Origin of the sequence: Nitrosomonas sp. H1_AOB3 (genome assembly GCF_015709435.1) — a bacterium.
Classification (GTDB): domain Bacteria; phylum Pseudomonadota; class Gammaproteobacteria; order Burkholderiales; family Nitrosomonadaceae; genus Nitrosomonas; species Nitrosomonas europaea.
In genome coordinates, this window is the sequence record NZ_CP054389.1 from 2,523,194 (window position 1) to 2,541,114 (window position 17,921).

Consider the following 17,921-nt stretch of genomic DNA (forward strand, 5'->3'; position numbering starts at 1 on the left):
ATGATTTGCTACCGACACAGGAGGAATTATGGGACAGATATTACACGGGAGCGCCCGCACGACAGCGGCGGTGCGTCGAGCGATACAACATAGTCAAGAGAGCCTGATCACACTGGCAGAGCGCTACGCCATCAACCCCAAGACGGTGGCGAAATGGAAGAAACGCAACTTTACGCATGATGCCAGGATGGGTCCGAAAGAACCGCGTTCCACGGTTCTGACACTAGAACAGGAAGCCGCTTGTGTAGCCTTTCGCAAACACACGCTGCTGCCGTTGGATGACTGCCTTTACGCCTTGCAAAGCAGCATTCCCACCCTGACCCGATCATCACTGCATCGCCTGTTCCAGCGCCACAACATCAGCCGCTTACCGGAGGTGGAAGGCGAGAAACCTGCCAGAAAAAGTTCGCCCAATATCCCATCGGCTATTTCCATATCGACATTGCCGAAGTACGGACAGAAGAAGGCAAACTGTATCTATTCGTCGCCATCGACCGAACCAGCAAGTTCGCTTATGCTGAATTACTGCCCAAGTACGGCAAGATGGAAGCAGCGCAGTTCCTGCGCAATCTCATCGCCGCCGTACCCTATAAAATCCATACTATCCTCACAGACAACGGCATCCAGTTCACCCACCGCAAAACAGACAGGCATGCTTTCTTGCATATCTTCGACCGTGTCTGCCTGGAAAATGGTACGGAACATCGCCTGACCCAGCCAAATCACCCCTGGACCAATGGTCAAGTCGAACGCATGAACCGCACCCTCAAGGAAGCAACCGTCAAACGCTATCATTATGAAAATCATCAACAGTTGCGAGAGCATCTTTACAGCTTCCTGAATGCCTACAACTTCGCCAGGCGACTCAAAACCTTACGAGGACTCACACCTTACGAATACATCATCAAATGCTGGCAAAACGAACCTGAACGTTTTATCATCAATCCATACCATCACAAAGTGGGACTAAACATGAGGTGGGTTTGGGTATGATGTCACAACTACATGATTGGGCGAAGGAGCTGGAGGTAGTGCACGAGCGGCTTGGGAGTTTATTCAAGCGCAGCGAGCCACGCCAACGCAGTCTTGCGTACCTGAAGGGCCTGTTGAGCACGGTAGAGCGCAAGAACGGCTGGCAACTGGCCGAATGGATGGGCGAGACAACACCCGATGGGGTGCAACATTTGCTGGAACGCGCACAGTGGGATGCTGATGCGGCGCGTGACGTGCTGCGCGATTACGTTGTCGAGCAGGTGGGTGATCCAGACGGCGTGCTGATCGTTGATGAGACAGGTTTTGTCAAGAAAGGAACCCACTCGGTTGGTGTGCAGCGCCAGTACAGCGGTACGGCTGGGCGTATCGAGAACAGCCAGATCGGCGTGTTTTTGTGCTATGCCGGCGCCGGTGGCAGTGCTTTCATCGACCGTGAACTTTATATTCCGCGCCAGTGGACGGATGATCGTTCACGCTGCGAGGCTGCAGGCATTGCACAGGAGGTGGAATTTGCGACCAAACCCCAGCTGGCACGCAAGATGATCGAGCGAGCGCTGGATGTGGGCGTGCCCTGTGGGTGGATCACAGGCGATGAGGTTTACGGTAGAGACCGGCATCTGCGGGTATGGCTGGAGTCACGCGAGCAGGCCTTCGTACTGGCTGTAGCCAGGAGTGAACCGCTGTGGTGGCAGGGGCCACAGCACGTGAAAGCCGAGGAGATTGCACAAGCGCTACCAGCACGTGCATGGCGTCATCTGTCGGCAGGCGCTGGAGCCAAAGGTGAACGTCTGTACGACTGGGCGCTGGTACCGCTGTGGCGACTGCAATTGACACAGAAGGAACGTCGCTTCGGACACTATCTGCTGGTGCGGCGCAGCCTGGATGAGCATCAGGAGTTGGCCTATTATGTGGTGCATGCCAGGCGCTCGCAGGCTCAGCTCAAGCGTTTGGTGCAGATCGCTGGCAGACGTTGGGAGATTGAGATCGGCTTTGAGGCCACCAAAGGCGAGTGCGGACTTGATCATTACGAGGTGCGCCGCTGGCAGGGCTGGTATCGCCACATCACACTGGCGCTACTGGCCCATGCGGTGCTGGTGGCCCTGCGGGTGCGGGAGAAAAAAACACACACCCGGCCTGATTGCCCTGAGCGTGCTCGAGTTGCGTAAGCTGTTATCGCATCTGCTGTGGCACACCAGCCAGGCTATCGAACATGTGCTGCACTGGTCCGTGTGGCGTAGAAAACATCAACACAGAGCCCGACAAGCTCACTACCAACGCAGAGGGTTCTCTCCTCCCGAATAAAATATATACGGCTGTAATACTAATGCCGCGAATGAGCCACGAACAAGGTGCATAGCACATTGTGAGTCGGGCAAGCAGTGCTTGCGAACTTGATTCGCTTGTTAGGTGTGTTCATCTGCACTGGCTCGATATTTTTCCATAAGTGCCCGGGCTGCTTCCATTGCCACTGTACGCCAGAGATCTTCAGCAACACGTATCTTTTCATCCTCTTCGCGCAGAGCAGATTCAGACCAGTACTGCCGCTCCGGCCCGGCAGGAAGCGTATCTGACTCAGAATCGATTCCCCGAAAAGTGGCAAAACTCGGATCGTTCTGTTCTCGAAGCCAGAAGGCCAGTTTGCTCATCTCACGGGCGCAAACAATTACCCCTATTCGGCCCTCGACGAGATCGCGCGCACGAGCCACGACTTTCCTTCGGGTCTTCCGCCAAGACGCCTCGTTCGTAACCCATTCTGGAGGAACGACTGACACTCTCTGAACACCTAACGAGGATGTAGAAAAACTCGTTTTTCAGGCGTTATCCAAGCTTTAAATTTTTGAAATACTTTGACAAGCAGGAAATTGGGTTTTTCAGAACTATATTCATAGTGCCAACGTATTGTTTATACTTGGCCTGATGCGCGCAGGTATTTGCACAGCGTGTTTGTCTTTGATCCACTGTTTTCATTGGCCCACCCCATAATGGGCAAGCTTCTCAATGTTGTGAACAAGACAGTATAGTTTCCATTGTCCGTCTACTTTGTTCCGACCCCGCAGGGTAAATCGATCAAGGCGTTTGTTATTGCGGAGGTTACCGAATACTGGTTCGACCGTCGCGAAGCGGCGGGTGATCATCTGTCGGCCCTGATCAGAGTCGATCTTCCGCTTCATCCGGTCAGTATGGGTTTCATAGCCGTCGCGTTTGCCTTGGAAAAATGCAACCTGCCGGGTCTTGGTTTTCTCCGGTGTACGTAAACACTGAGTCCGGAGGGTGCAAGGCAGGCAATCCCGCTCGGCACCTCGAAACTTCATCGCTGCATAGCCGTTGAAGGTGCAGTTCGAACCGTTCGAATAGAGTCGTTTGCCAGCCGGGCAGAGACAGTGCGAGCCATCCTCGGCGAGCTGGAAGTCACCTGGACCAAACCGTTTCGAGATCGAAGGTTGTCCACGCTTATCCCAGAGTGGATCGGGCTTGGTCTTATGTGCCTCTTGCCCATGGTAGCGTTCGTCACGCTTGCGGTAGCCGTTATCGGGAATGTAGGTGTCGATGCCCTCTGCTGCCAGCATCTTGAGGCCGTTTTCAGAATGATAGCCAGCGTCGGCAGTAACAATAGTTTGATTGCTCATTTGTGGCTTGATGGCCTGGGTCACTGGAACAAGCAATTCTTGTTCTGAACCGGTGCCATGAGCCTGCGCATCCAGAATGATCTGGTGTTTCTCATCCACCGCCGCTACGCCTGTGTATCCCTGGATGACACCCTTGCCCGTAGCCATTTTGGCCGATTCATTGTCAGTGAGGTTGGATTGGCGTACACCCCCCTTTGGCCCCTTGCGATCTTCCGGGTTAGCCGCCAGCCAGTCTTTGAGTTGTTTCGCTTCCTTTTGAATCGTTCCAGCATGCAGGCTTCTCGTTGGGCCTGACGCTCATCCACAGGGGTCATATCTGTCTCCCGGTGACGTGCCAGCATCTGCTTCGCGGCCTTTTCCATCTTTTCAGCCTGGCGCTGGTAGTCTGCACGTGTGCCACTCTTGGCCTTACTGGCGTTGGAAGGTAACTTCACACCATCTATCGCAAACAATTCCCGGCCAATCAACCCTTGCCGGTCGCACACCACTAAGGCAAATCGACATTTACGGATTTCCAACATCTATAATTTTTGCTTTACTGAAAGAGGTTTAACATTTTCAGTGAGGAATGTATGAAACGCTATGAATTGAACAGGGAGCAATGGCGTCGAATAGAGCCGTTTATACCGGGTAAAATTGGGGATCGTGGCCGACATGGCGCGGATAATCTATTGTTTATAAATGGTGTTTTATGGGTTTTACGCTCTGGTGCGCACTGGCATGACCTGCCGGAGCGGTATGGCAAATGGAAAACTGCTCACAAACGCTTTACGCGGTGGGCACAGGCCGGTATTTGGGAAAAGATATTCGATGTTTTGACCGAAGACCCGGACAATCAATATATTATGATCGACAGCACGATCGTGCGCGCTCATCAGCAGGCCGCCTGCGGAAAAGGGGGGCGCGGCGTGAGGCTTTGGGGCGTTCCCGAGGCGGTCTGAGTACCAAAATCCATATGTGCGTCGATGCCTCTGGCCGACCCTTACGTTTTATACTGACGGGTGGACAGTGCAACGATTGCACGCAAGCTCTTGATCTGATCAGCGGGTTCAGGCCTTCGCATGTTCTGGCGGATAAAGGCTACGACAGCGATAATATTCTCGACGCCATTGCCTCCATGAAGGCCGTGCCTGTCATTCCACCACGATCAAACCGCAAAATACGAAGAACGTATGATCGCGAAATCTATAAATGTAGAAATATCATTGAGCGCACATTCAACAAACTCAAGCATTGGCGCAGACTTTCAACCAGATATGACCGTAAAGTTATTTACTTCTCCGCCTTCATACATCTGGCTGCAGCAACTTTATGGCTTTAAATGTCGATTCGACCTAGGGCCTGTTAACACTATTTGTATTAAAATTACCGAATGGAAATATCTGCATTGCAATTCAAGCTTATTGAAAATCTACTGCCGATACAACGGGGTAACGTCACACTCTCGAATTTGGAAGTGCTCAACGCGATTTTGTATGTTGCAGAGCACGGCTGTAAGTGGCGTGGTCTGCCTGTGAAATTCGGCAATTGGCACAGCATTTACACGCGCGCCAACCGTTGGGCCAAGAATGGCGTCCTGGATCGGGTTTTCCTCGCACTCCAGCAAAACAAGCTGATACAGCTGGAAGTGGATCACATGTCGCTGGATAGTACGATAGTCAAAGTCCATCCTGATGGTACTGGTGCACTAAAAAAAACGGTGTTCAAGCTATCGGTCAATCACGAGGGGCTGGACTACCAAAATTCATCTGGTCGCGGCAGATGCCAGAACCGCGGTAGTGTTTTCGTTATCCCCCGGCCAGGCCGGTGATGCGCCAGAAGGGCGAAAATTGCTGAAAACCCTGGAGAATAAGGGATTCTCTGACACTCACGTGATCATGGATAAAGCGTACGAAGGGGATGAAACCCGACAGTTGGTACTTGATCTGGGGATGATTCCAGTGGTGCCGCCAAAAGCAAATCGTGTGTCGCCCTGGGAGTACAACGTTGAAATGTACAAAAAGCGTAATGAGGTGGAACGGCTGTTTCGTCGCCTGAAGAGATTCAGAAGAATCTTCTCTCGCTTTGACAAGTTGGATTCAGTTTTCCGATTCTTCATCCATTTCGCTCTGATTGTAGATCACCTAATTAGTGTTAACAGGTCCTAGTAAAGGGAGTTACAGGCTCAGCCGGATTATTTCTGAAGTGTAACTCCTCACTTTCCCTGATTGAGATATTCCCAATATTTTGATCTGCTTGCAGCGAGCAGAAATACCCACATTACCAGTACGAAAGGAAAAGTAAGTACAGGCAGGCCGAGTGGTGTCAGAAAACCAGTCAGGCCGGCCTGACATATGACCGTAAAAATACCTGCCAGAAAAGCCAGTCCCATACTTCTGCCGGAAGGTTTGAGAAACGCCCACCCTACTGCCATCATAGCCAGTACAGGATTGAACGCATATAGTCCCATTTCAATAAGACTTTTGTCCATGCCCAGAAGAACGGGTATCACGATACCGACAATAGCACCAGCCAATGCCATAGCTGCGCCCCGCAACGAATGGATGGCGATACCGGCCAGAAACAGGATGCCCACGACAACACTGTCCGCAAACATGACTTCACTGATTCCTTTGGCAGCAGCCATATACCCTATTTCTACCGGTATCATGGAAATATTCGCAGCTTCTACCGGAATACCAGCTGTCGGCAAAAGTGGTCCCCGTGAAAAGCTGTCAAAAGCATACACTGCTGCCATGAACATCCAGCAGGTCAGGATGAATGGCGCAGTTGAGGCAGGAATGTCGCAGGGTTGCAGGATTCTCATCAATGCTGCCAGTACGATAGTTGACAATATCGAGGCAAGTACGACATATAACCAGAGCTGAGGGGAGTTTTCCAGGAACAGAAACAGGCAGGGGCCTACCAGCGTTCCGTTGAAACCATACAGCCCCGCATCAATATCCTTTTCCGGAAATCCGAGCAAATGAGCAGCAATCGTACTGCTGAAGACACCTGCAGTTGCAGCCAGCCCGGCAGTCACTCCTCCAATATACAGGGCCATTAAAAAAATCAGGCCGGTTACTGCATTACAGCAAAAGAATACCTGCCCCACTCCTCTCAGAATAATACGAAGCGGTTTGGGTATTGTCCTGTCGACAGATAAAGACCAGTCTATGATAACCACCGTTGAGATTTTATAAAATTATCTATTCGGATAAATTTTGCATTATCAATGAAGTTACCTTCCAGATTTCTGGATTTCTGATTTTTTTACACTATCTATAAACCTGTATTCAGGCTGATTCATCTGGTTTCGCCTGTTTGTACTCTGGGTTCTTCAGAAATTGGTTTGGGACTATCTACCGAAAATACCCAGATCATGCCGCAATTAAATATCTGACATTCAGATGTGTTTAGCCGAGCTGCAAACATTGATTGAGGAAACTAATCTTGCGGCGGCTTGTTTCAGTCACGCTTATCACATAACGCATATATCGGCGCCAATTGTTTCAAATCAGCAATTTGAATCTGCCTGAATCATTGTCAGCTTCTTTTACAGAATGCCTGTATTGATAGATATCGTCTGATTGTTATTCGTTACAAATCATATGGATATAGGTAGTGGCATAAGAGTTGCTTAACTAATGGGGAGTTAATGGCTTTTCCATATTGCCGAGATGGCAGCAAAGGTAAATCCAGGCACGACATTGACACGAAAATGCTCCATTCGTGTTTATCTTCGCTCATTATATTTTTACGGAAGCTCTGACATGAAGAAAACGACAACCAGAATAGTGTATGCAGGAATGTTTCTGACTGCCGCACTGGTCCTCGGACAGAAAATGTTCATGGAGAATCGAGTTGTCGATGACGGCCGGGTTCATACCCGCGCTGGTTCTGCGGGCAGCGTCATCACTGGTGGTCACGGCAGGAATATGTCGAGTGTTGAAGACAGTGTAAAAATTGCCGGCATCCATGGCGGCATTGGTGATTTTTCTGTCGATGGCGATAGCATCCTTTTTACCAGTGAAGATTCCGTCTACGAATATGAAGATCAATCCGGCGAGGGTGGTTACGGTAATGCTACCCATAGCGCTGGAGACAGTGAAAAGATTACAGGCAGTCATGGTCGCAACGGCAATAATCCTATTCATACCGGCTCGGGCAGCGGTACTGTTAACCGTCCGGCAGGTTCAACTCCAGGAAATACCGGTCGTTCGTATGCGGATGGAAATGGAAACGGTGCAAGGGGTAATAGTATAGGCGGTCTTGGTGGAGGAGGTGGTGGGGGCGGTAATGGCGCGAGAGGTAAAGATGACAATACTGATAAAGACCCTGCTGACAATTCTCCTGGCATGAATACTGGTGCAAACCCGGATCGGGAAGAGACCCGTGCTGACGAAGATAAAAGTGATCCAGATCGCGGCGGTAAGCCCGATGGAGATGATCCTGATAATGATAAGGCGGCCGGTCCTGCAGGCAATCCACCCGATAAGGGAATTCCGCCGGAATATTTTGATGCTCCTCCCGGTAAAGAACTGAATGATCCCTTCCAGCCGCCGATTCCCGCTGAAGAAGTCGGTGGCCGGGATTATGAAGAAGCAGGAGAAGGAGCAGGAGCATCTGGAGATCCTGGAGCCAGAGCTATTCCCGAGCCCGTCAGCAGTCTGCTGATCGGGTTAGGCAGTGTGATGCTGCTATGGTCACGACGTCGGGGCAGTCGCAGCTGATTATCAGCAACGTACCAGAACCCAGATAACGGCAGATATGTATCAGGCATATCTGCTCCGGTCAATGGCATAAACCAGTCCGGAAGATGTGGCATACTCCATCCTTTGCTCTATTCCGGGGAGATGTTTTTTCGTGGCCAGCTATGAGTTCCTGATCGGGTTGCGTTACACGCGCGCCAAGCGTCGCAATCATTTTATTTCCTTTATTTCGCTGATTTCGTTGCTGGGGATGACGTTGGGCATGACGGCGCTGATTACGGTCATGTCGGTCATGAACGGTTTCCACAAGGAAGTGCGTGCACGCATTCTCGGTGTGGCTTCACATGCACAGATCAGCAGTTATCAGGGGAGTCTGTACGATTGGGAGCAGATCAGGGAAGCGGCCATCCAGAATCCGCAGATTGCGGCAGCTGCTCCTTACATCGATGCCCAGGGGATGCTTTCACACGACAATATGGTGCGCGGGGTAATGGTGCGGGGTATTTTGCCGGCAGATGAAAACAGAGTAGCTGATTTTGCTGGAAAAATGGTGGAGGGGAGTCTGGATCGACTCGCACCGGGAGAATTCGGTATCGTCATCGGCCAGGAACTAGCACGCAATCTGAATGCATTTCCAGGCAACAAAATCGTGTTGATTTCCCCGCAGGGACAGATTACACCGGCCGGAATACTGCCCCGTCTGAAGCAATTTACGGTCACGGGTATTTTCGATGTCGGGCACTTTGAATACGACTCCGGGCTGGCGTTGATCCATCTGGCAGATGCACAAAAACTTTACCGCATGGCGCCCAATCAGGTTTCCGGCATCCGGCTCAAATTGCACGATATGTTCGAAGCACCGCAGGTGATCCAGGATCTGGCCAGGGTATTGCCTGCTGACCTGTATTTCACCGACTGGACACAGCAGCACGCTAATTATTTTCGGGCTATCCAGATCGAGAAACGCATGCTTTCGCTGATTCTTGCATTGATCATCGCGGTTGCAGCATTCAACATCGTTTCCACACTGGTGATGGCAGTGACCGATAAACAGTCGGATATCGCGATTTTGCGCACGCTGGGGGCAAGTTCCGGCAGCATCATGAAAATTTTTATCATACAGGGGGCATTGATCGGCATACTGGGGACGCTGCTGGGGTTGCTGGGCGGTGTGCTGCTGGCCTATAACGTCGGTGATGTCATTGCATTCATCGAGCATCTGCTCAGTACCCAGTTTTTGTCGCAGGAGGTTTACTACATCAGCAAGATTCCTTCCGATCCGCAATTGGCCGATATTGTGACGGTTGCGGTCGTGTCTCTGATTCTGACATTGCTGGCCACACTCTATCCCAGCTACCGTGCGTCGAAAGTCAATCCGGCCGAGGCATTACGCTATGAGTAAAATCATCATTGCCTGTCGGGATCTGTATAAGAGTTATTTCCAGGGTAATCTCGAAGTTCCGGTGCTGCACGGTATCGATCTGCAAGTGAATGAAGGTGAAATGGTCGCGATTGTCGGTGCTTCCGGTTCGGGCAAGAGTACATTGCTGCATGTGCTGGGGGGACTGGATAAGCCGACGCGCGGGGAAGTTACGCTGCTGGACAGGGAGTTGTCCACCATTAGTGAAGCGGAGCGTGGCTCATTGCGCAATCATGCATTGGGTTTCGTCTACCAGTTTCATCATTTGTTGCCTGAATTCAGTGCCCAGGAAAATGTTGCTATGCCGCTGTTCATTCGCCGTATGAATAAAAAAGCCGCAATGGAACAGGCAGCTGCCATGCTGCAACGGGTGGGCCTGGGGCACCGGCTTACGCATACTCCCGGTGAATTATCCGGAGGTGAACGTCAGCGGGCTGCGGTTGCGCGCGCACTGGTGACCCGGCCAGCCTGTGTACTAGCCGACGAGCCGACCGGTAATCTCGACCGGCATACTGCCGAAGCGGTATTCGATCTCATGCTGGAACTCAATCACGAGGCCAATGCGGGGCTGGTAATCGTTACCCACGATACTCAACTGGCCAGCCGTGCAGATCGGGTATTACATTTGGTGGATGGTATGCTTCAGTAGGTGTCACATCCCCTTTGATCATTAACTCATTCCACCCCAAAAATCGGGTTGCCCAGTTTAAAATGAACACAAGAGTCCTGAGTATCAATATCAACTCGAACTCTGGTGATGGACTTGGCAGAATCCCATTTTGGCAGTGTGTGAAGATCAATTAAATTTTCTCCAGTCCGAAATAAAAACCTTGCACTATGTTCCTCATCAAAATAAGGTTGCTTATCAACCAGCCAGAAAAGCTGTAAGGGCACTGATTGTGACCCATCAGCACAGCTCAAACTAATACTGAGATAATCTACCTCTTTAGGCTTAATTATTTCTGATACCGTAAAATCAAAGAAAGGGTCATTTCCAATAATCTGGAACTCATTAGTCGTTGTACCCTGTAATAAATGATTTAATCCAACAGCTGTCGTAGTCTGAATTGGTTTAAATTTACTTCCTAACGGAACAAGAACTGGAGGAGGGTACGAGGCAAACCACGGACTTCTTGAGGCACGTTCAACCACTGTAAAAAAAACATAGTCTGGCTCCCATTCCTCGACTAACTGGACAAACTTTCCACCCGGCTTCATCGCTTCAGCCCAATGCAATTGAAGTACTTCACTAAATGTTGCAGCCATAAAAGGCGACATTACAGTACCAAAAGAATCTCTTAGCCAAAGTACCTTTTTCTGATTAAGAGCACCACAAGATTGAACCAGAAGCGGCTTATTTGGGGCATTAACTTGGGGGTTTCCTCCTTGTCGAAGTATAAACCCAGTGTCATAGTCCAATTGCGTAGTTTCCACTGCTAAACTTGATATGTAAGTTACAGGCTCTAAATCAGGAAGATAAGTTGTAAGCCTGAGAAAATTTGCCAAATCGCCTCCAACACGAGAATCAACTCGATTGAGTTTATAGATTTTTTGTGGCGGCCATTGAATCTCTGGAACAACCTTACCCACCTGCTGCGCAAAGGCCTGAAAAGCAATTCCTGCCCCCAAAGCATTCCAGTGTGTATCCGTCTTATAATATAAAGCCACGGAGTGGCTTGCTTTGCTCTTCAATAAAATACTTCTAAAGTCAACATAATGAATTGTATTTGCTCCGACAAGTAAGGCATCAGTAGCATTAGGTATGGATGGCTTGGCCCAAATTGGCAAATTCTCAGGATAAATAGTCCCTTTATTGGGGCCGATCATAATTCTAAAAAGTTTTACCCCTTTACTCGAAAGATATCTGTTCCAAGATTCTATAGCGCTTCCGATTTCCTGACCGGAAACATAGTCTGCTGCAGATGGAGGACGGCGATCTATTGTTCGAGTTTCTTCATATAGATCTCCCAAGAAAAGCCAATCATCGCGACCAATTATTACTTGATTTGAATCTGTACTTATACCAACCGGATAAAGAAGTAGTGCTGCCCATCTTGATATGAAATCCATGTTATACAGGAAGGATTTCTCTCCCCATTTGATGGTTTCGCGACTTGGGGCAGTAAAAATGTTGGTTGCGGGAACAGCCAGAAGACTTAATAAAACTACAGACAAAAAAATAAATGTATTACGTTTCACGATCCGTACAATCAAAAATTGAAGTAAAGAAATACCGAGCTAGTCGCGGCCAGCATGAAGTACATCGCTGTTACAGAAAGAACAATACTAAAAGCAAGCTCCCTCATTCCAATGGTTTCGCTCACCATTTCCACCGAATTCTTTTGAGGAATCAGCATGAATGTGGCGAAGATTGCCAGATAAATGGGAAATTGTCCGATAAAGCTTGCGGGCATAAACTTCAATAAAATGTCAGATAACCAACCTCCCCAAGCCAAGTCTGCTACTGGAATTACAACTGCGGTATGGCCTAACACGGAAGAAAAATCAACCATTCCACGCAGTACACGAAATGCATCATCTAAAGTCTTGGCACGAAAAAATACCCAAGCAACATTTACAAATGTAAAAGTCAAAATCCACGCCAGAGCGGAATGTAATGGATATTTAAGTAGTTTCCAGAATCGATGAATAACAAGAGCACAACCATGCATAGCACCCCATATTACAAACATCCAGGTCGCACCGTGCCATAAACCTCCCAGAACGAATGTAATGAAAATATTAAGATAAGTGCGATATTTCCCGCATCGATTTCCACCCAAAGGAATATATAGATAATCTCGAAGAAAATTACTGAGTGTAATATGCCAACGTCGCCAGAAATCCTGTATATCTAAGGCTTTATAAGGAGAATTAAAGTTTATCGGCAGCCATATATTGAATAGTAACGAGGCGCCAATCGCCATGTCACAATACCCGCTAAAATCAAAATAAAGCTGGAAAGTGTAGGATAAGCTCGTTGCCCATGCAGTAAAAAAATCGAGTGGCTGACCACCATCAAACCCTGCAGTCGCCCAGATAGCAAAGCTATCTGCAATAACAACCTTTTTGAAAAGTCCAATTGAAAAAATGAATAAACCTTTCAAAATATTCGAATATCTACGTATTAAAGTCCACTGTGAAGAAAATTGCGGCATGATTTGCCGGTGATGGACAATTGGCCCGGCGATAAGATGTGGGAAAAAGGTTACAAATAGTGAGTAATTCAGCAAATCATACTCGGCTGTCTCACCTTTATAACTATCTACCAAATAAACAATTTGCGTAAATGTAAAGAAGCTAATCGCTAAAGGAAGAGTGATTTGTGGCAGCTCTAAATCTGTTCCAAAAATTAAATTAACGTTACCAAGCAAGAAATCAGTATATTTGTAATACCCAAGTAATAGGAGGTTGGCAGTTATTCCCGTAGCAAGCACAACTTTCCTATTGATCCTATGGCGTATTTTTTGCTCCCGATGTAGAGATTGCTCATGCGCTTGAGCAAGACCTGTCCCGATCGCAAAATTTAGAAAAATCGATACCAGAATTAAAGGTAAATACTTAATATTCCAATAAGCATAGAAAAACAGGCTCGCAACAACTAACCAGACTTTTCCGGCAATAACCAAGCGCTTGTAATTAAGCCAGAAATAGACGAAAAAAGAAAACGGCAAAAAAACAAGAATAAATTGCCATGAGCTAAAAATCATTTGTGGTCAAGCTGATCAAAAAATGGAGCTATTTTATAATTTATGAAAAGAGGCACGTCATATTTTCACTCTCACCATCATCAGGGATTGAACAAATAGGTTTACTACAGATCTTCTGGAAATACTGTTGTGTCAGTTCCGTTTTTTTCCTGTTTTCTCGTCAAGTGAGCGTAAATAGGCAAGTTTCTCCCCTATTTTGGCTTCCAGGCCGTGGGTGGTAGGTCGGTAGAACTGAACGGCAAGGATGTTATCCGGAAAATAATTTTCCCCGGCAGCGTAGGATTCCGATTCGTCATGCGCGTAACGATAAGCGGCACCATGCCCCATTTCGCGCATCAGTCTGGTGGGTGCATTGCGCAGATGGATAGGGACCGGACGGGAGATATCTTCCTTTATGAAGGCTCGTGCCTGTTTGTAGGCAACATAGGCAGCATTGCTTTTCGGTGCGCAGGCCAGATAAAGCGTAGCTTGGGCCAGTGCCAGTTCGCCTTCAGGGCTGCCCAGCCGTTCAAATACCTCACAGGCATTCAGCGCGAGTGTCAGTGCACGTGGATCGGCCAGCCCGATATCCTCAGTAGCGGTGCGAACCAGTCTTCTGCCAATGTAACGTGGGTCGGCGCCGCCATCGAGCATGCGGCACAGCCAGTAAAGAGCTGCATCGGGAGAAGAGCCGCGAATGGATTTGTGCAGAGCTGAAATCTGGTCATAAAAGGCATCGCCACCTTTGTCAAACCGGCGCACGTTACGTGCCAGCACTCTGCTCAAATAATCGGCATCGATCTTTATGATTTCTTCGGTTTCGGCAGCATTTTGCACCTGTTCCAGCAGATTCAGCAGGCGACGTGCATCTCCGTCTGCAAATCCGATCAGTAATTCAATGGCAGTATTTTCAAATTCCAAATCCGGCATCGCAATGTTGCGGGCACGCTCGAACAACTGATGCAGCTCCTGATCAGTCAGGGCTTTCAGTGCATATACCTGAGCGCGGGACAGCAGCGCACCGTTGACTTCAAATGAAGGATTTTCGGTAGTGGCGCCAATAAAGGTGATCAATCCCTGTTCCACATGAGGCAGAAAGGCATCCTGTTGTGCCTTGTTGAAACGGTGGACTTCATCTACGAACAGCAGTGTCGCCCTGCCCGTGCGCTGCAGTGTAATCTGGGCACGCTCGATTGCTTCCCGGATATCCTTCACGCCCGACAATACGGCGGAAATAGCGATGAATTCGGCATCGAATGCATGTGCCATGAGCCGTGCCAGTGTGGTCTTGCCACTGCCCGGCGGCCCCCAGAGAATCATGGAATGGGGTTTGCCGGACTCGAAGGCCAGCCGTAAAGGTTTGCCCGGGCCCAGCAGGTGAGATTGGCCGACGACATCATCCAGCGTCCGCGGGCGTAAACGTTCTGCCAGCGGAGCAGCCGGATTCCGGATCGTATGAGGAGAATCAGTCACGAATCACATCCACTCCTTCCGGTGGCGTAAACTGGAACAGATCGGGTGTGAGTGTCGGGTTTTGTTCGATTTCGGAAAAAATCAGCCACGTTACCTGATCGAAGCTGTCGCGCAAAACCATCTCACGTAAAATGCCTGTTTTTGAAAATCCCAGCCGGATCAGCTCAAACGAGTTTTCCTGATTCTTGGGAATCGCTTCCAGCCATTCTGTTTCTCCCTGTACGTCGATTTCCTGCAGGTTAAAGTCGCGTTCAATGGTATTGCCCCCTGCGAGCAGCGCTGCCGGAGTGCTGCCCAAAGCCTGATCGAGCCGATGTACCGTGACCTGGGCAAGATCCTGATCATAAAACCATACCTGTTTACCATCGCCGACGATCAGCTGTTGATAAGGCTGATCGTATGTCCAGCGGAATTTGCCAGGGCGTTCGAACATCATGCTGCCACTGGCTTTTCTGACGACCTGGAAGTTCTTATCCAGCAACGTTTGGGAAAAATTGGCCTGGAAAGTCAGTGCCTTATTGACAAAGGTTTTAAGACTTTTAACGGCACTTGCCTTGACCGGTACAGGTAACAGGCAGACTGACAACACGAGAACGAACAGTAAACGGGTCATGATGAATTATCTGATTGAGTTGATTGATCGGGTACGAGCGGCATAAAGCCGGATACGGTTCATTCGTTCCGGTCGGGAGTCAATACTTCCCGGTTGCCATTGCTTTGCATACTGGAAACGAGACCGGCGCGTTCCATTTCTTCGATCAGCCGGGCAGCGCGGTTATAGCCGATACGTAACTGGCGCTGTACCAGCGAAATCGAGGCACGGCGGGATTTGATCACAATGCTGACTGCTTCATCATAGAGTGGATCTGATTCTCCGCCAGCAGGTTTGCCGGATTCACCACCATTTTCATCAGACAGGGCGCCTTCTTCACCCGCCTGAAGTATTTCCTCGATGTAATGTGCTTCACCATGCTGTTTGAGATATTCCACCACTTTATGAACTTCGTGATCCGCCACGAATGCACCATGTACACGCTGGGGATAGCCGCTGCCAGGCGGGAGATACAGCATGTCACCCTGACCAAGCAGGGCTTCCGCACCCATCTGATCGAGAATTGTACGTGAATCGATCTTGCTGGAAACCTGGAAGGCGATCCGTGTCGGAATATTGGCTTTGATCAGCCCGGTAATCACATCCACCGACGGACGTTGTGTGGCAAGCAGCAGATGAATACCGGCAGCCCGCGCTTTCTGGGCAAGCCGTGCAATCAGTTTCTCGACTTTCTTGCCCACGATCATCATCAGATCGGCCAGTTCATCGATCACTACTACAATCAGCGGCATTTCCTCCAGCAATTCAGGAGAGCCGGGCACCGGATTGAGCGGGTTGGTCAAGGGCTCTTCATTTTTTGCCGCTTCGCGTACTTTCTGATTATAGCCAGCCAGATTGCGTACACCCAGTGCCGACATCAGCTTGTAGCGTCGCTCCATTTCCGCTACGCACCAGTTGAGGGCACTGGCGGCATCGCGCATGTCGGTGACGACGGGGGTCAGTAAATGGGGAATGCCATCATAGACCGATAATTCCAGCATTTTCGGATCGATCAGAATCAGGCGAACATTATCTGGAGATGCTTTGTAGACCAGGCTCAGAATGATGGCGTTGATTGCCACGGACTTACCGGAACCGGTCGTGCCGGCAACCAGGGCATGCGGCATTTTGGCAAGATCGGATACTACGGGGCGGCCGCTGATATCCTTGCCGAGCGCGATTGTCAGGGGAGAGGGATGATTCGCATACACTCCGGATGCAAGAATTTCATGCAGGCGAACAGTCTGGCGATTCGGATTGGGAATTTCCAGCCCCATTACCGTTTTACCCGGTATCGTTTCCACTACACGGATACTGGCGACTGTCAAAGCACGGGCCAGATCCCTGACCAGGTTGACGATCTGATTACCTTTGACGCCAACCGCGGGCTCGATTTCATAACGGGTGATGACAGGCCCGGGATAGGCTGCCACGACCTTCACTTCCACTCCAAATTCCAGCAGTTTGCGTTCGATCAGCCGGGAAGTAAATTCCAGTGTATCGCTGGACAACATTTCGACATTATTCTGCGGTTCATCCAGCAAATGAAGAGGGGGAATAATCCCGTCAGGCGAATTGGAAAACTGTGGTGTCTGTTTTTCTCTGTTGCTGCGCGTGGATCTGGGAGGGGTGGTTTCGGGCATTTCGATATGCAGCGGAACCAGTGGAAAAGGTTGCTTTCCGATTTCTTCAATACGAACTTCCCGTTCAGAGGATGGTATTGTGCCATTGCGACGATTCAGCCACCCCATGCATATATCCCTGACAGCGAAACAGATTTCCTCGATGCCCCCCCCGATTTTTTCAGACAGACGTACCCAGGATAATCCGGAGAACAAGCTGAATCCGATGGCGAAAATAATGACCATGGCCAGTGTTGCGCCGGTAAAACCGAGCAGAGAGGAGAGTTGTTTGCTGAGTATCTCACCCAGCAGGCCACCGGGTGCAAGCGGAAGTGAGATGCGCAGTGTATGAAAACGCAGTGCTTCGATTCCGCTGCTGGCCACCAGCAAAGTGATAAACCCGGTAAAAGACAGCATGAGTACACGCGGGTCGAATACGCTGGCAATATCGATGCGGCGATAGCCCCACCAAACGGTTGCAAAGAAAAATACGACCCACCACCATGCTGAGATGCCGAAAAAATACAGCATCAGATCTGCCAGCCACGCTCCTGCACTACCTCCCGCATTGCTGACCTGCCGTAACGTTCCACTATGCGACCAGCCTGGATCGGTACGATCGAAGCTGATCAGAATCAGTGCAAGATACAGCGCTATTCCGCTCAGAACCAGGGAAACCGCTTCACGCAATAATCGGCTGGTTCTGGGAGGAAGGGGATTACTGGCGACTTTCTTCGCCATGGGTTTATCGGCAAAACTCATGTGTACATCTTCAGCTTCAAAATAATGGCTGGTGCATAGAATGTCGCCATAT

At 49.6% G+C, this 17,921-nt stretch carries 10 protein-coding genes and 5 pseudogenes; 7 read left to right on the top strand and 8 right to left on the bottom strand.

Translation table 11 applies throughout. The annotated features are described in order from the left end of the window. The first annotated feature begins 28 nt into the window (after positions 1-28). Together HRU73_RS11785 and HRU73_RS11790 are read left to right on the top strand one after the other, a co-directional pair. Positions 29-993: pseudogene (locus HRU73_RS11785) on the top strand (IS481-like element ISNe2 family transposase). Continuing rightward, positions 990-2,295, top strand: a pseudogene (locus HRU73_RS11790) (IS701 family transposase). The pseudogenes HRU73_RS11785 and HRU73_RS11790 overlap by 4 nt, the downstream one beginning before the upstream one ends. A 101-nt stretch (positions 2,296-2,396) precedes the next feature. Here the strand turns inward: HRU73_RS11790 and HRU73_RS11795 are convergent. Both HRU73_RS11795 and HRU73_RS11800 read right to left on the bottom strand, forming a co-directional pair. Next, positions 2,397-2,699 carry a hypothetical protein gene (locus HRU73_RS11795; protein ID WP_281871762.1) on the bottom strand — a complete coding sequence of 101 codons (303 nt, stop codon included), beginning with the start codon at positions 2,697-2,699 and terminating at the stop codon, positions 2,397-2,399. A gap of 258 nt (positions 2,700-2,957) precedes the next feature. Next, positions 2,958-4,111: pseudogene (locus HRU73_RS11800) on the bottom strand (transposase); the annotation flags it as partial. Between the two features lie 81 nt (positions 4,112-4,192). Here HRU73_RS11800 and HRU73_RS11810 point away from each other — a divergent pair. Together HRU73_RS11810 and HRU73_RS11815 are read left to right on the top strand one after the other, a co-directional pair. Beyond that, a pseudogene (locus tag HRU73_RS11810) lies at positions 4,193-4,941 on the top strand (IS5 family transposase). 51 nt (positions 4,942-4,992) lie between these two features. After that, positions 4,993-5,767 (top strand): annotated as a pseudogene (locus HRU73_RS11815) (IS5 family transposase). A 47-nt stretch (positions 5,768-5,814) separates the two neighbouring features. On the opposite strand, the gene yut reads toward HRU73_RS11815, so the two are convergent. Next, positions 5,815-6,786, bottom strand: coding sequence for an urea transporter (gene yut / locus HRU73_RS11820; RefSeq protein WP_011111664.1), 972 nt, complete (start codon positions 6,784-6,786; stop codon positions 5,815-5,817). A gap of 586 nt (positions 6,787-7,372) precedes the next feature. On the opposite strand from yut, the gene HRU73_RS11825 reads away from it, so the two are divergent. The 3 genes from HRU73_RS11825 (at position 7,373) to lolD (ending at position 10,380) form a co-directional block, all read left to right on the top strand. Beyond that, positions 7,373-8,332 (top strand): PEP-CTERM sorting domain-containing protein, encoded by a 960-nt coding sequence (locus HRU73_RS11825; protein ID WP_287398812.1) that lies wholly within the window; start codon positions 7,373-7,375, stop codon positions 8,330-8,332. A gap of 133 nt (positions 8,333-8,465) precedes the next feature. Continuing rightward, positions 8,466-9,713: a lipoprotein-releasing ABC transporter permease subunit gene (locus tag HRU73_RS11830; protein WP_287398813.1), complete on the top strand. Its 1,248-nt coding sequence runs from the start codon at positions 8,466-8,468 to the stop codon at positions 9,711-9,713. After that, positions 9,706-10,380 (top strand): lipoprotein-releasing ABC transporter ATP-binding protein LolD, encoded by a 675-nt coding sequence (gene lolD, locus HRU73_RS11835; RefSeq protein WP_011111661.1) that lies wholly within the window; start codon positions 9,706-9,708, stop codon positions 10,378-10,380. Before HRU73_RS11830 ends, lolD begins: the two co-directional genes overlap by 8 nt. Positions 10,381-10,406: 26 nt before the next feature. On the opposite strand, the gene HRU73_RS11840 is transcribed toward lolD, so the two are convergent. The 5 genes from HRU73_RS11840 to HRU73_RS11860 all read right to left on the bottom strand — a co-directional run bounded on the left by HRU73_RS11840 (position 10,407) and on the right by HRU73_RS11860 (position 17,869). After that, a complete protein-coding gene (locus HRU73_RS11840) occupies positions 10,407-11,930 on the bottom strand; it encodes an alginate O-acetyltransferase AlgX-related protein (RefSeq protein WP_143023765.1) in 1,524 nt (507 codons plus the stop codon). An 11-nt stretch (positions 11,931-11,941) separates the two neighbouring features. Further along, on the bottom strand, positions 11,942-13,441 hold the full coding sequence (locus HRU73_RS11845) for an MBOAT family O-acyltransferase (RefSeq protein ID WP_011111659.1): 1,500 nt from the start codon (positions 13,439-13,441) through the stop codon (positions 11,942-11,944). Between the two features lie 132 nt (positions 13,442-13,573). Continuing rightward, a complete protein-coding gene (locus tag HRU73_RS11850) occupies positions 13,574-14,893 on the bottom strand; it encodes a replication-associated recombination protein A (RefSeq protein ID WP_287398814.1) in 1,320 nt (439 codons plus the stop codon). Then, positions 14,886-15,506 carry an outer membrane lipoprotein periplasmic chaperone LolA gene (gene lolA / locus HRU73_RS11855; RefSeq protein ID WP_287398815.1) on the bottom strand — a complete coding sequence of 207 codons (621 nt, stop codon included), beginning with the start codon at positions 15,504-15,506 and terminating at the stop codon, positions 14,886-14,888. Before lolA ends, HRU73_RS11850 begins: the two co-directional genes overlap by 8 nt. A 59-nt stretch (positions 15,507-15,565) precedes the next feature. Beyond that, positions 15,566-17,869, bottom strand: coding sequence for a DNA translocase FtsK (locus tag HRU73_RS11860; protein WP_287398816.1), 2,304 nt, complete (start codon positions 17,867-17,869; stop codon positions 15,566-15,568). Positions 17,870-17,921: the final 52 nt, after the last annotated feature.